Consider the following 14163-nt stretch of genomic DNA (forward strand, 5'->3'; position numbering starts at 1 on the left):
GTTGTTAAAGAGCATAGCTCGCAACATCGTCGTTGCTTAATCATTTTTTTGAAACGCATGACCCAAAAACCCCTACTGCACAATTTTATGCAGTAGAGGTTTTTAAGTGCGATTATTTGAAATCCATCATCGTTGTCTTCAGATTCAGTATTTTCCATAAGGAAGTACTTTTTCGATAAATACGGCAACAACTTCCGGATCGAATTGGGAACCTGCGCATGCTTTTAATTCCTGAATAGCTTCTTCTGCAGTTTTGCAATCAGTGTATGTGCGCCCACAGGTCATTGCATCATATGAATCCGCAACTGAGATAATACGGGAAGCTAATGGAATGTCCTCTTTTTTCAATTTTTCTGGATACCCTGTTCCATCTACCCACTCATGATGGGACAAGACAATCATCGCAACGGAAGCGTATTCATCAACGGACCGAAGAATTTGATACCCCGATTCAGGATGGCGTCTGATTAGCTCCAATTCTTTTTGAGTTAATGAAGAGTCCTTGTTGAGAATTTTTGAAGGTATTGTGATTTTCCCGATATCATGAACTAAAGCAGCTTTCTTCACTAATTCTTGTAAGGATAAGTCAAGGCCCATTTCTTCTGCAATTTTCCCAGCATGATCGGCAACATTTTCTGCGTGTACCTGATCCCATTTCCTTAATAACCTTGGATTCGATTGGATACCTTCAATAATCGAATTCTTATGCTTTCGACTTTTGCGCAATTTATCTTCATACATCAATCTGTCCGCTTCCTGAATGATGTCTTCAACAGATTCTTCTATCTCTGTCTTCGTCGCGATACCCAATGAAAGAGAGATCCATTCTAATGGGAATCTCCCAGAAATCTTTAAAGTGTCGCTATTTTGTATTTTGCCAGCAAGTTTACAGGCTTCGTCATAAGGGGTGAACGGGAGCAACAACACAAACTCATCTCCGCCATAACGGACAAAAAGATCTCCTTCACGTTGAAAACTTACTATTTTTTGTGAAATCGTACGCAGCAATTCATCTCCTTGATCGTGTCCATAGGAATCGTTGATCAATTTCAATCCATTCAGATCGATAAAAATGACACTCAAAGGCAGTTGATAGGGCAGAACCAACGCCTCTGAAGATTGTATATAACTGCGCTGGTACATTCCCGTTAACGCGTCTCTATTATGATAGTACTCAAGTTTTTCCCGTGTCGTAATCAGATCTGAAATATCACGACCTGATGCATAAATTCTATTATCAAAAACTTTCAAGCGCCATTCATAGTAACGGATTATTCCTTTATGACTTTGGATCCGGTTGACAAATTTATCCAGCGCTCCAGATTTCACTGACTCGCTGATAGCAAATTTTGTAGCATACAGATCATCCTTTACGATGATTTCAAAAATACTCCTACCGATTAACTGCGCATCTTTGTAACCGAATGAATCATGCCGCGTCCGATTTATTTTAATGATGTTTCCATTGAATGAAAAAATGCAGAATATATCTTTTGTCACGGAAATATAACGCTGCAGCTCGACATTTTCTTTTTTCAGATCATTTTTTGTTTGCTTTTCCACTGTGATATCCTTTACTTTTCCGACTATTTCCATCGACTTTCCAGTCTCACTTTTTAAGCCGATCAGCGTTGCATTAAGCCAAATCCATTCCCCATTTTGCTTGCGGAGACGAAAATGGGGCACTTGAATTTCCTTATTTTCCTCAAAATTCATTTTTTGAAATAGCTGTTTGTCCTGCTCATGAATATAGTTATCCCAGAGGGTTCCGACAAACGATTCTGCCGTATATCCGAGATCTTTTTCCCAAGATTGAGATGCAAACAAAATCACTCTGTCCTCCGACAAACTGAACATCAGTTCCGGAGTTATCTGAATCATCATTTTGTATTTTTCAAATTCAGTTACTTCCTGTGCATGGGGATCACTCATAATTACCGAGGCAAGTCTATCCGAGTTATTTCCTTGCAATCTGTCTACCATTTTATCCTCCTTTAATCACTTTACCGGCCTACCAAAATAATGCACGAGTCAGCTTTACTGAGTAAATATTTTCCTGACCCTAAGACTTACTTATACGACTCCATATCGTATTGTCTTAAGAATGTGATGACGCTCTCTTCAGGCAGAGGTTTACTAAGAAGATAGCCTTGGATGATATCGCATCCATATTTTATTAAATATGCCTTTTGACGTTCGTCCTCAACACCCTCTGCTACAACTTTCAACCCAATTTTATGCGCCATAGAGATGATGTCTGAAGTGATCAGTTCCTTTTCAGGTGAATGACTTATCTTGCCAATAAAGAATCTATCTATCTTAATGACATCTAGGCTTAGTTCAGCAAGTCTGGAAAAAGATGAGAATCCGGTGCCAAAATCATCCAGTGAAATAGCTATACCCATTTTTTTTATTTCCACTAAAGTTTCGTTGATCTGGCTATAATGGTCAAGCAATACCGTCTCTGTAACTTCGAATTCCAACAATTTCCTGACCTTGTCTGGTAAAAAGAAATTTCGTTGCAAATTTTCCACAAAGTCTTCTCTAAGCAATTGAATGCCAGAAATATTGACTGCTATACTCGTTTCATGAAAACCAGCGGCCTGGAGTCGCTTCAAAAATTCGCTTGCGAGTAATAAAATATGATTCCCTAAATCATAAATCAACAATTTTTCCTCAGCTAAAGCAATAAATTCATCCGGGGCTACCTGACCGATACTTTCCACTCGAAGCCTAGCTAACGCTTCGAATCCAATGACTTTATTTTTCATCAAATCAAGCTTAGGTTGATATTCAAGATAAAAAGATTCGGTATCTTTGCCTTCAATGACTTCTCGCAACGCTTTTACAATTTTATCTTGCCGCAAGAGTCGTTTCGCCATATCTTCGTTAAAGAAAGCCACTGGATTCCCTGAACTTTCATTGACTTGAGAGAGTGTTAATATGGCATCCTGCAGAATTTTATCTGTTGAGGTATGTCTACTCTTGATCTCCACTATAGCAATTTGAGCATTCACATACTGAACTTCTGTACCTTCAATAATCGGTTTCTCAAAAATGCGCAAAAGTTTATTTGCGAATACTCTCAGCTCTTCCTGATCTTTGTAATCGTCAAGTACCACTATAAATCTGTCTCCCTCAAACCGGAAAAAATTTTCTTCCGAATCCAGTATTGCTTTGACTTTAAATGCAATCTGTTTGAGTATCTCATCTCCGTATAAAAAACCGTATGTTATGTTCAGGATTCTAAAATTAACGAAGTCCAGAAGCAACACCGCTTTATTTCTTCTGCGAGGATTTTTTTGCACTTGATTTAAATATTCCGTAAGGTACTTGCTGTTACGAAGACCCGTAAGCTCATCATAGTATGCAATTCTAATATTGGTTTTATTTTTCCGATAAGCATAATAGAGAATGCTCCCAGTTATACTAATAATAATTAGAGAGACTGTAATAGCGTAACGCAGCATTTGAGTAATTTTGGCATCCACTTTATCGGTAGGCCAATACATCAACAACGACCCTATTTTTTCATTTTGGACAAATATAGGTACAGAAATTCTAAAAAATGAGGATCCATTTATTTCATCTTTATGCACATCCGATTCATTGCCAGCCATTTCCTTACGAATATCTTTACCATCGATTGTACTGCCAATATAGTCAGGAAGGCTGCTCGCAATAATTTCGTATTTCATGTCGACGAAAAATACGTGCTTTACATCTCCCCTATTTGAAATATCACTTAATAATTTTGTGATTTCAAACGCCCCAATGAAATCCTGGATATTTTCTGCCAGAATCCCTAATTGAACAAATCCACCAGTCTCATCTTTAACATAGCCAAATTTATAGTAAACGCCAGTCTCGGTATTCGGACGAACGTCTTCCACCAACATAGACTGATCGCTCATCATGAAATCATGAACCGGATGTCCTTCAGGTGCCTGCCACCCGATAAATTCTTCGTAAGTGCTATTGGTAATGACTCCCTCATTGTTGTACAAATGTATTTCATCCACATTGAACGTTTGGGAAATACTATCCAATACCTCGTTATTATCCTTATTTTCAATAAGCATGATGGCGTGACTTATTATCATTATTTTTTCATCCAAAAGTTCCGTAATGATCTCATAGGCTTCGCTTGCGTGAGTCAAACTGTGGGAATAGCTGGTTGCAATTTCTAAAGTCGTCTCTTCAAGCTGATTATATTGTTCATCAATTCGATTTTTGACTGTTAAAGCTGTCAAAATCGAAAAACCTATTGCTATTATCAAAAAGGGTACCAAGAAATAGGTTATTTCTCCCATCTTTAATTTGTCTCTTCCCACCGCACAACCCCCCATAACAATTACTGCACTATTTTTTTCATAACGGCCAGTTGAATAGCAGAGATATCGCTCATTCTCCATACTGTCCTAAAATGATTATATCATCTTATATAAAAAACTATAGCAACAACGTTGATTATTTGCTGACTCAGGAGTTTGACTCTTGCACATTCAAAAACAGCCACAAAAGTTGTCTGATCAACAATTGCGGCTGCTTTTAATGGAAATACCTAGAGGTTGTATTGGAAAAGTTCGAGTATACGTTAGTTTAGAACCCTTACTTGTTGCATCTCAAACCAAGATTTCTGTTCATTTGAATGACCGAATTTTTTATTGCGGAAAAGAAACAATCACTTTGTTTCTGCCATCTTGTTTTGCTTTATATAGCGCTATATCAGCACGTTTGAGTGTTTGGCTCAGTATTTCGTCTATGCGATTATGCGCTACTCCTACAGATATTGTAACGTTTACTGGTTCACCTGAAGTTACATAGAAATTCTTATGAGCGATTATTTTTTGCAAATTATGCATAAAACTCTCAGCTTCACTAGAATTTGGGTTATTGATGATTACGGCGAACTCTTCACCACCGATCCTGTAGAAGGCTGTACTTGGAATCGCAAGATCATAGAACACCTGGGCCAGCTGTATTAAAAGTGCATCCCCACTTTCATGACCATAGTTATCGTTATAGTCCTTAAAGCGATCTATATCGATAACTGCCAACGTAACAAATTTATTTCCCCGTTCCATACTCACCAAATCGTTGTTGAAAGTACGTACATTCTTGAGCGTTGTTAGATGGTCGGTATCAGCAGATGTAATCAACCTATGCAGATCCGAAATAAATTGGTGCATGACAAAAGTTGCTGCATACCCCGAGGAAAATAGAATAAGACATATTGACAGCACAAGTGATTTATCAGCAATAATATGGTTGGTAAGTAGAACTGAAGGAATAAGACAATAGGTTACTAAGATCAACAATTGAGGCAAGTCATTCAACCTATTCTTGGTATAACGGACTATCAACGGTAATGTGATGGCCATCACAATACTGACTATCAAGTTGACTTGGGCAATGCTCGTACTGCCCCAGACAAATCTGATGAGCCCTAACAAAAGGATACTCGAACTGGTTATTTTCCAATCTAAATATCTAGCAGAAAAACAAAACATCAGAAACCTGAAGTCATATCTCATGCCCAGAATAACCGTGGAAAAGCTTAACAAAACGATTCCTACCAACACTTCCAATAAAATGCATTGAATGAAGTAGGACATCTTAACATTTTCTTGATTCGCCAATCCTAGGTTGCTCCTTAAATAGAAATAAACAGCCAAAAATAGGATTCCAATATTTGCCAGTAGACTAATCATTGTGCACTCCTTACATGCATACCTTAGTATAAACAAGTTACTATTTGTTAACATACATCGTAATATAAAATTTAAGTATCAATTTCTATCAGAACAAATGTTTGATTTCAAACAAATAGCTTAGTTAAAACAGTAATATTTTTGCCAATTATAACTTACTTATTTCATAATGTATAATGTTTATAAGCATTGAAAACTTTTACATAAAGAAAAAATACAATATTGTATTTTTTTTAGGATTAAATAATTTTTTTTTTGACCGATATGTTAACTTTAGTTGGCAATTTCAGGAAAACTAAGTTCTTCACAAGATTCAGCGCGTTTGAATAATTATCTAGTATACATTTATTTTAATCATTGTAATTATTTAACCATAGGATTCAATCCAACGTATTTTTACTAGTTAATTTACAATGATTGTAAAGGGGGAAAGTTAGTGGAAGATACGCAAGAGTTGTTAGATGATTTCTACATAGTGTGTCAGCCAATCATGCTATGTTCAAATACAAATGTTGTCGATGGGTATGAAATTTTACTACGATCAAAGAAGCATCGAATTTTTCCTGAAAAAACTTTCCTGTGGTTCATCGAAGAGGAGCACCGCAATTCCAAATTGATGGCTTATTATTCGAGGGAACTGGCTAAAATAATGGATTCCCATAGCAACACCAAACTATCTCTGAATCTGCATCCAAAACAGTTGCAGCATCCCTCAACTTGGGATTTTTTGGACAATATTTCATTTATGAAAAGGAACGTTTCAATCGAGTTAACTGAACACCACTGCGAGGTGGATTCGGTAGATAGAGATGAGCACCTCCAATTTTGTATTTTAAAACTTAAGAAAAAAGGATTTTCCATAGCGATTGATGATGTGGGGAGTGGTCAAAATAACTTTGAATTAGTAGCGAGGAATATCCCGCATATTAACACCATAAAGGTCTCACTGTTAAAATTTCGTAGTCTGAACGAGGATGTTTTGTTCAATTTTTTAAACAGCTGGCTCTGTTTGTCCGAACACTATCAGCTTAAAATGATTGTCGAAGGCGTTGAATCTGAAAGTCTCAGCAATGAGTTGAAAAACTTGGGTATGGTTTATCAGCAGGGCTATTTTCACGGGAAAGGCCAAGTATTGGTTTGACCATCCATCACTCAGCCCAGCACGGCTTCGTCGGGGGTAGGCTGCCCTCACTGACCGGTTCTTCCGACAAAACATACCTTTAACTAATCAAAACCACTAATCACAAAAGGCAAGAACTCTCACGAACATGAGCTTCGTCGGAGTTCTTGCCTTTAACTGTTTTTTGCTGTTCATATGTAATGTCGACCGTGTCCTTTTTCGGCAGATTGAAAACTGTTGCGTAACACCCGACGAGAAAACTCTTTGGGGATAAGATAATGTATTCATTTTTTTTAATTCGTTTTCTAGTGCGGTAGAGCTATTATTACTTTATTTCTGCCGTTTCTTTTAGCCTGATACAGGGCAGCATCTGCCCTCTTGAGGGTTTTTTTCAGTGATTCGTTTTTCCGGCGATGCGCTACACCTGATGATATAGTAAGGGCTATCGGGTCTCCTGATGTTGCAAAAAATACTTTTTCTTCAACGATTTGCTGAAGATGCCGCACAAAATTTTCTGCATCGGTTGGCTGAGTTTTTTCGAGGATGAGCGCAAATTCCTCTCCACCGATTCTATAAAAGGTTGCCTCCGCAATTGTTTGATCCTTGAACACCTCTGCCAACTGTCTCAATGTCGCATCCCCACTATCATGTCCGAAGCAATCATTGTAGTCCTTAAAATAATCGATATCGATGACAGCCAGTGTTACTGATCTATCCTTCTTCTGCTCTGCTGAAGTCATTTCTCGATGGAACGTACGCACATTTTTAAGCCCTGTCAGATGATCAGTGCTGGCGGAAATAATCAGATAATAGAGATCAAAAACAAAATGATGCATGATATAGACGCTTCCATAACCGACCACAACCATCACCAGACTAATATAGATAGCCTGTAATCTATCAGCTATCAAATAATTGGACAATAAAATGATTGGCCAGATGCAGCAGCTGACCAAAATGTGCAACTGCATCAGGTTATTCCACTTGTTCTTGATAAAAGCCACAATGAGTGGCAACGAGGCTGCCAGAACAATACTTGCAAGCAAATTCAATTGCGCGACCTGGTCATTTTCCCACCCAAATCTTAAGATAGCCAATAAAATAATACTCGAACTAGTCACTTTCCAATCCAAATATTTCGCAGAAAGACAGAACAAAAGAAATCTTAAGTCATATCTTACGCCATCTACAACGGTGGAAAAGCTCATCAAAATGATGCCCACCAACACTTCCAACAAAATGCTAGTGATAATATCGGCTTTATTTCCTCCATCCTGATTATGCCAACCAGAGCTGGTCCTCATATAAAAATATACACCCATTGACATGATGCCTACGTTTGCCAGTATATTAACCATTGTGCACTCCTTATTTATATGCCTAATAGAAACCATCCATTTGCCAACTTGCCCGATTGGTAATACAATCCATAGGAACAAATGTTTCCAAATCTGAATGTATCATTAAATTATATAACGTTGCCCCATTATACATCACATACTTTGTTTTATAACACTATAATTTAAAAAATAATTACATAAAACGAACAATAGACATGATAATAACTATATTTATAATTTTAAGAAACTCAATATAGATATACAATTTTATAATACTACTTTTATAAACTTTTGCTTAATAAATTTCTGTATTGCTTCAACATAAATGCAACACCGGTCAGCGGCTTTCCCGCCGGAGGAGAAAATCAAAAGAGATCATTACCTCCGACCACCGCGGCTTCGCCGTAGTACAGACACACGCAATGCGTCCTCCTCCGGCCAACATTTGCTCACCGGAGCTGGGAAGCGACCCTTATCCATGTTCATGTCGTAACAGATCAATCAACCGGATGGATACACCGTGTCGCCAGTCCCAGCATAGGTCGAAATATAGCAATTAATGGCCTTCACCTCAGGGGTCAGGTCCCTGTCTTTCATAACCAGCTTACCAACAGTGCCGTAGCCATCAATAATACAACCACTTCGTTCGTCGTGTTATCCATCATTCATTCTGTTTCCCTTTTATGATTTGACCAAATCGACGCGGCCGAAGCGAATCATTTTGGTCTCTCCACTTTTAAAGACGGTGAGCAAGTTGGATGTGCTATCTTAAATTTTTTATATTGCAGGCAAAAAGTGCACAGTGTTGCAACATTAGCATGTTGAACAAAAGAAAAGAGCGCAATCTTCCTTATCGGATGATTGCGCGCGCCTGTTCGGCTTTTAATAGCATCTTATTCCTTCCGGTACTTATCTTCGATGATAGAGTATTTATGAAATTTACAAAAAGAAAATTTGTCAGTCCATCATACTGCACTTCAGCAAACCATGTAGCCATAAGTTCTAAATATTCATGTATTTGCTTCATTCCTAGATCAAAACGTTTTAATTCAATAAAATTATGGGTGTATTGATGAGAAAAATAGCCGCTAATATCATGGGTATATCGAAATCTATCATTTTTTTATCGATCTTGCTTATTTCCATTATTGCTAACCTAACTTATTGAGGGAGCAAATGATCTATTTGGTATTTATCTAAAAAGACCGTTAATTCATTTAGTAGCCCTTCAATATTATGGTTCATCATAAAGTGAATTTCCTAGAAAAAAATGAAGACGAAAAAGAATATTTAAATTTTTCAAAGCCAACTCTACATAATGTCTATAATTAAATATGATAGAGTAAACCAGATAGTCATAAAAATGCATTCCTTCTCTTACGAGGATTCCAGCAGCTTGATTAAAACTTTTATATAGCAACGAGAGAAATCTTGATCACTCCATCCTAGAATTGCTGAGTACTCCCACTCACTTCCTCTTATAGAAAAATCAAACATTTGAGAAGTTTCTCCTACTGAAACATATCTCTTTATACTTGAATTAATTGTGCTTTGACGAATCTGCCTAATATCATCCTCATATTTTTATATAATACACTACAATCGTAAACCTAAATTTAAGATTATAAGTATAATCGTTTAAATAGCATATCTATATTTTACAATAAATACATCAACACAAATGCAATGAGGCAAAATATATTGCATAGATTGACCCTCCACCCTATCTTGTATACCTCCTCAATATCCCCAATATAGCTTCCCCATACTTCTCACACTTAATCTCACCAAACCCAGAAATCTTCCTGAGCTCATCCAAACTCCGTGGCCTAATTGCAATCAACGCCTCAAGCTGCGCATTACTGAAAATATAAAAAGCTTTGATACCTTCCCCTTTGCTGGTCTTATACCGGTACTGTTTCAACGCCTCATAAAGCGGCGTCTCCTCAATTCTAACTTCCGCTCTGCCGTTCTCTTCTCTATCTACAATTGCCTCACTATTCTCAACTACGCCATGAACAAAATACTTCTCCGTATAATCAACAGGATTCTCCTTGTGTATACCCACGAAAAACTCCGCCATCTCATACATCTCTTTTTCCGCCCATGCCAAATCCTTACTTTCGCGAACCAATTTCTTGATGTATTCAATCAACTGGTCGCTGCGAATAATCTGATCTTTCACTATTTTCGGAGCACGCTTCAGGTTGATGACGGTTTTGGGATTGGCAAGGACAATCACGGATCGATAAGTGTCCTTGAAGAATTTCTCAAACGCAACCCGGTTCAACAAATTCTTTTTATTTGCTGAACCAATCCCTTTAATCATTTCCATATGCCGCGTATTTTGCGTAACCGGACTATAGATGCCTTCCTTTTTGCGTTTTCCATTGAAGTCCAGCTCGCGGATGAACTCGCCCCGGCTGTTCACTTCAAGGTTGCCGAAGAGGTTTTTGCACTCGACGATCAGACAAAACTTCGTGGTGATGATGAGGTAGTCGATCTGCGCCGACAGGTCCTCGTGCTCGAGGCGCAGATCGTGCAGGACGATAATCGGCAGGTAGCTATTGTTCAGCTCAAACGCGACGTTCTCCTCCCCGGCAATGCCGTACGCGAGCAGCTTCATGTCACGCTCTATCTGCGGTTTCATCCTGTCCGGTGCGGTGGCGTAAAGCTGCTGCAATCGCTCCAGCTGCTTCTTTGAATCGCTGTCGGCTTTATAAAAATCAGGTTTCTTCAATCCTACCGGCTTTTGCGTTACCAATTCTTTGAATGAATCAAAAACTCCCATTGTAATCCTCCAATCTCGTTTGCATTATTTAGTAATAATAGTGTCTTGTAAATCACTCGCTCATGACTGAGCGAAATAGTCGAACTGCCCGCCTAGGATAGCCGACTTCCCCATACAAATGCCCCTATCTTGAAATAAGAATTCAGTCTGAATGAAACGAAATACGTTGCGGAACAGAGGGCTATCATACCGTTTTTTTTCAATTTTATTTTAGCAATTAATACGATATCAATTTTACTATATCTAATAAAATTAAACTATGATTAAAAATGATTATTTCACATTTCTATCTCGAGATTGTCTGTGAACGACGGCTTCGCCGAAGTTCGGACTTTCCAAAAAGTATCTGATTCTATGGGAACCCGCTCTTCGGAAATGAATGACTTCAGAATACGCGCTCCTCCATTCACCATCATGGCAACCCACAGCGAAAAGATGATAATGCTAGATGCATAGGGGTTTTGTTATTCTTTTAAGACTGTTTTTCTCAAAAAAAGGATCATAGCTGTAAAATTAGATGTAAGCTCACTAATCCATAGTAAAATCCCTATGACGATTGCAAATACAGATTCGTCCTATGGGCGTGTAGAGCCCTCTCCAAACAAGGTAAATCACAGTCAGGATAAATACTGTTACAAATAAGATTTTCTTTTTTTCGCTGCATGTAGGTCACCTCTTTAAAGATGTAGTTCTTATGAAATAGCAATTATAATCGGCTATGATCCAGAAGTGCGAAGAGGATTCGTATTCAAAAGTTTGTGATTTTAGGCTAACTTGATTTTTATACACAAATGTATTCGAATAATCATCTGGTATCATTTATTTTAATCGCTGCAATTATTTAACCATAGGATTCGGCCCAACATATTTTTACTGGTTACTTTGCAGTGATCGTAAAGGAGAAAAGTGAATGGATAAGACGCAAGAGTTGTTAGATGATTTTTACCTGGTATTTCAGCCAATCGTGTTGTGTTCACATACAAATATTATCGATGGATACGAAATTTTATTAAGATCAAAAAAGCTGCGTGCTTTCCCGGAAAAAATGTTCCTGTGGTTCATTGAGAAAGAAGAACGCAATTCCCAGTTGATGGCTTATTATTTTAGGGAACTGAAAAAATTAAGGGACAGCCACTGTAACACCAAATTATCGTTGAATTTGCATCCAAAACAGTTGCAGCATCCCTCAACATGGGATTTTTTGGACACTATTTCATTTATGAAAAGGACCGTTTCAATCGAATTAACTGAGCACCACTGCGAGTTTGCTCCTGCAGATAGAGAAGAGCACCTCCAAATTTGTATCCTAAAACTTAAGAATAAAGGTTTTTCATTAGCGATTGATGATATTGGGAGTGGCCAAAACAACTTTGAATTAATAGCAAAAAATATTCAAAATATTCATACGATCAAAATCTCGTTGTTAAAATTCAGAAACATCAATGAAGACATCATGTTCTATTTCTTGATCAGCTGGCTTAATTTGTCGAACCACTACCATCTTAAAATGATTGTTGAAGGCGTTGAGTCAGAAGGCGTCAGCAACAAGCTTAAAAACTTAGGTATGGTTTATCAACAAGGCTATTACCACGGGAAAGGCCAAGTATTGAATTGACCTTTTGCGGCCGGAGCACTCGGCCAAGCATACATCCAGCTAATCAAAGTCACTGATCACAAAAAGGCAAGAACACCGACGAAGCTAAGCTTCGTCGGTGTTCTTGCCTTTAACTATTTTTAGCCATTCAAACGTTATAACGCCCGTGTCCTTTTCCGACAGCTCGATAGCTGTTGCAGAGCACCCGCTAGACGCAATCTGTATTTCCATGCCGTACCACTCAGAAATCCATGGTGTTGCCACTTTTTCATCCGGAAATTGTCTTACTTAATCTCGCAAAAAATATCACCACTGAACCTCTAAGCTTCGCTGAAGTTCACCTCCATTAAAAGAAGACAGGAAACCTCCCCGGCTCTTCGCGATGCGACGAGCCGGGGAGGTTTCAAAAATTTCCTATCGTTTAAAAATTAGACTTACCATTCAGCTATCGTACCATCGTAGTTTTTCCACATTGGGTTGGTCCAGATCAGACCTTTTTGCGCGATTTCCTCTACGAATTCTTCGTTCATTTCGATACCCAAACCTGGTTTGGTTGGGAGGTCGACGAAGCCGTCCTTGTATTGGAACATTTCTTTGTTCTTCACAAAATCTAATAAGTCGAAGCCTTTGTTGTAATGGATGCCCAGACTTTGTTCCTGAATGAAGACATTCGGCGTGCAAGCATCGACTTGTAATGTCGCAGCCAATGCAATCGGACCGTAAGGAGCATGTGGTGCAACCGCCATGTCATAGGCTTCAGCCATCGCCGCGATTTTCCTCGTTTCCAAGATTCCACCGACAAGAGCGACATCTGGCTGGATGATATCGATGGCGCCTTGTTTGAAGATATTCTTGAATTGCCATCTTGTGTACAATCTTTCCCCAGTCGCCAAGGGAGTCGAAACGTGCTGTGCGATTTCGGCGAAGTGTTCTTCATTTTCGGGAAGAACGACTTCTTCCAAAAACATAGGCTTGTACGGTTCCAATTCCTTTGCCAAGACTTTTGCCATTGGTTTATGGACGCGTCCGTGGAAATCGACTCCGATTTCCAGATCATAACCAACTTTGTTCCGGATCGATGCGACTCTGTCCACGACTTCTTGAACTTTTTTGAAGGAGTCGATATAATGCAGCTCCTCAGTGGCATTCATCTTGATAGCTTTGAATCCTCGGTCCAGTCTATCCAAGGCACTTTCCACTACTTCATCCGGCCGATCTCCGCCGATCCAAGAGTACACCATGATGTTGTCTCGGACAGCACCGCCCAGCAATTCATAAACCGGTGCGTTGTAGTACTTGCCTTTGATGTCCCAAAGCGCCATCTCGATACCGGATATGATCGTTCCGTTGATTGGACCACCTCTAAAGAATGAACGGTGCAATTCTTGCCAAATTCTTTCGATTTCCATCGGATTCCGTCCGACGATTCGTTTACCCATTTCATAAGCACCCGCAACGACTGTTTCGGTTTTGGTACCTGAAATCATTTCACCCCAGCCATCAATTCCTTCATCGGTGCTTATTTTGATAAAAATCCATCTTGGCTTGACTTTGTATACTTTTATTTCGGTAATTTTCATTTTCCATCCTCCATTTTACAATTA

8 protein-coding genes are annotated in these 14163 nt (G+C 38.7%); 2 read left to right on the top strand and 6 right to left on the bottom strand.

The window, feature by feature from the left end:
• Positions 1 to 144: 144 nt before the first annotated feature.
• The 3 genes from AC0J5I_RS00365 to AC0J5I_RS00375 all read right to left on the bottom strand — a co-directional run bounded on the left by AC0J5I_RS00365 (position 145) and on the right by AC0J5I_RS00375 (position 5642).
• Positions 145 to 1983 (bottom strand): HD domain-containing phosphohydrolase, encoded by a 1839-nt coding sequence (locus AC0J5I_RS00365; protein WP_475301887.1) that lies wholly within the window; start codon positions 1981 to 1983, stop codon positions 145 to 147.
• Between the two features lie 86 nt (positions 1984 to 2069).
• Positions 2070 to 4334: a putative bifunctional diguanylate cyclase/phosphodiesterase gene (locus AC0J5I_RS00370; RefSeq protein WP_475301893.1), complete on the bottom strand. Its 2265-nt coding sequence runs from the start codon at positions 4332 to 4334 to the stop codon at positions 2070 to 2072.
• Between the two features lie 330 nt (positions 4335 to 4664).
• Positions 4665 to 5642 (bottom strand): GGDEF domain-containing protein, encoded by a 978-nt coding sequence (locus AC0J5I_RS00375; protein ID WP_475301895.1) that lies wholly within the window; start codon positions 5640 to 5642, stop codon positions 4665 to 4667.
• Positions 5643 to 6150: 508 nt separating this feature from the next.
• Here AC0J5I_RS00375 and AC0J5I_RS00380 point away from each other — a divergent pair.
• Entirely contained in the window at positions 6151 to 6855 is a 705-nt protein-coding gene (locus AC0J5I_RS00380) for an EAL domain-containing protein (RefSeq protein ID WP_475301899.1), read from the top strand.
• A 284-nt stretch (positions 6856 to 7139) separates the two neighbouring features.
• On the opposite strand, the gene AC0J5I_RS00385 is transcribed toward AC0J5I_RS00380, so the two are convergent.
• Both AC0J5I_RS00385 and AC0J5I_RS00390 read right to left on the bottom strand, forming a co-directional pair.
• Positions 7140 to 8192, bottom strand: coding sequence for a GGDEF domain-containing protein (locus AC0J5I_RS00385; RefSeq protein WP_475301903.1), 1053 nt, complete (start codon positions 8190 to 8192; stop codon positions 7140 to 7142).
• A 1705-nt stretch (positions 8193 to 9897) separates the two neighbouring features.
• The gene (locus AC0J5I_RS00390) at positions 9898 to 10965 is read right to left on the bottom strand and encodes an HRDC domain-containing protein (RefSeq protein ID WP_475301907.1); all 1068 of its coding nucleotides are present in this window, start codon (positions 10963 to 10965) and stop codon (positions 9898 to 9900) included.
• A gap of 910 nt (positions 10966 to 11875) precedes the next feature.
• Between AC0J5I_RS00390 and AC0J5I_RS00395 the strand changes: the two genes are divergently transcribed.
• Positions 11876 to 12580 (top strand): EAL domain-containing protein, encoded by a 705-nt coding sequence (locus AC0J5I_RS00395; protein ID WP_475301910.1) that lies wholly within the window; start codon positions 11876 to 11878, stop codon positions 12578 to 12580.
• A gap of 413 nt (positions 12581 to 12993) precedes the next feature.
• Here the strand turns inward: AC0J5I_RS00395 and dgoD are convergent, their stop codons facing one another.
• Entirely contained in the window at positions 12994 to 14139 is a 1146-nt protein-coding gene (gene dgoD / locus AC0J5I_RS00400; RefSeq protein WP_119092895.1) for a galactonate dehydratase, read from the bottom strand.
• Positions 14140 to 14163: the final 24 nt, after the last annotated feature.

It is taken from the genome of Trichococcus sp. TS_SC_9 (assembly GCF_056156325.1).

What these genes read in the sequence shown, in the direction of transcription:
- AC0J5I_RS00395 (WP_475301910.1), top strand. Translation starts at nt 11,876, where the DNA reads ATGGATAAGACGCAAGAGTTGTTAGATGATTTTTACCTGGTATTTCAG.
- AC0J5I_RS00385 (WP_475301903.1), bottom strand. Translation starts at nt 8,192, where the DNA reads ATGGTTAATATACTGGCAAACGTAGGCATCATGTCAATGGGTGTATAT.
- dgoD (WP_119092895.1), bottom strand. Translation starts at nt 14,139, where the DNA reads ATGAAAATTACCGAAATAAAAGTATACAAAGTCAAGCCAAGATGGATT.
- AC0J5I_RS00365 (WP_475301887.1), bottom strand. Translation starts at nt 1,983, where the DNA reads ATGGTAGACAGATTGCAAGGAAATAACTCGGATAGACTTGCCTCGGTA.
- AC0J5I_RS00390 (WP_475301907.1), bottom strand. Translation starts at nt 10,965, where the DNA reads ATGGGAGTTTTTGATTCATTCAAAGAATTGGTAACGCAAAAGCCGGTA.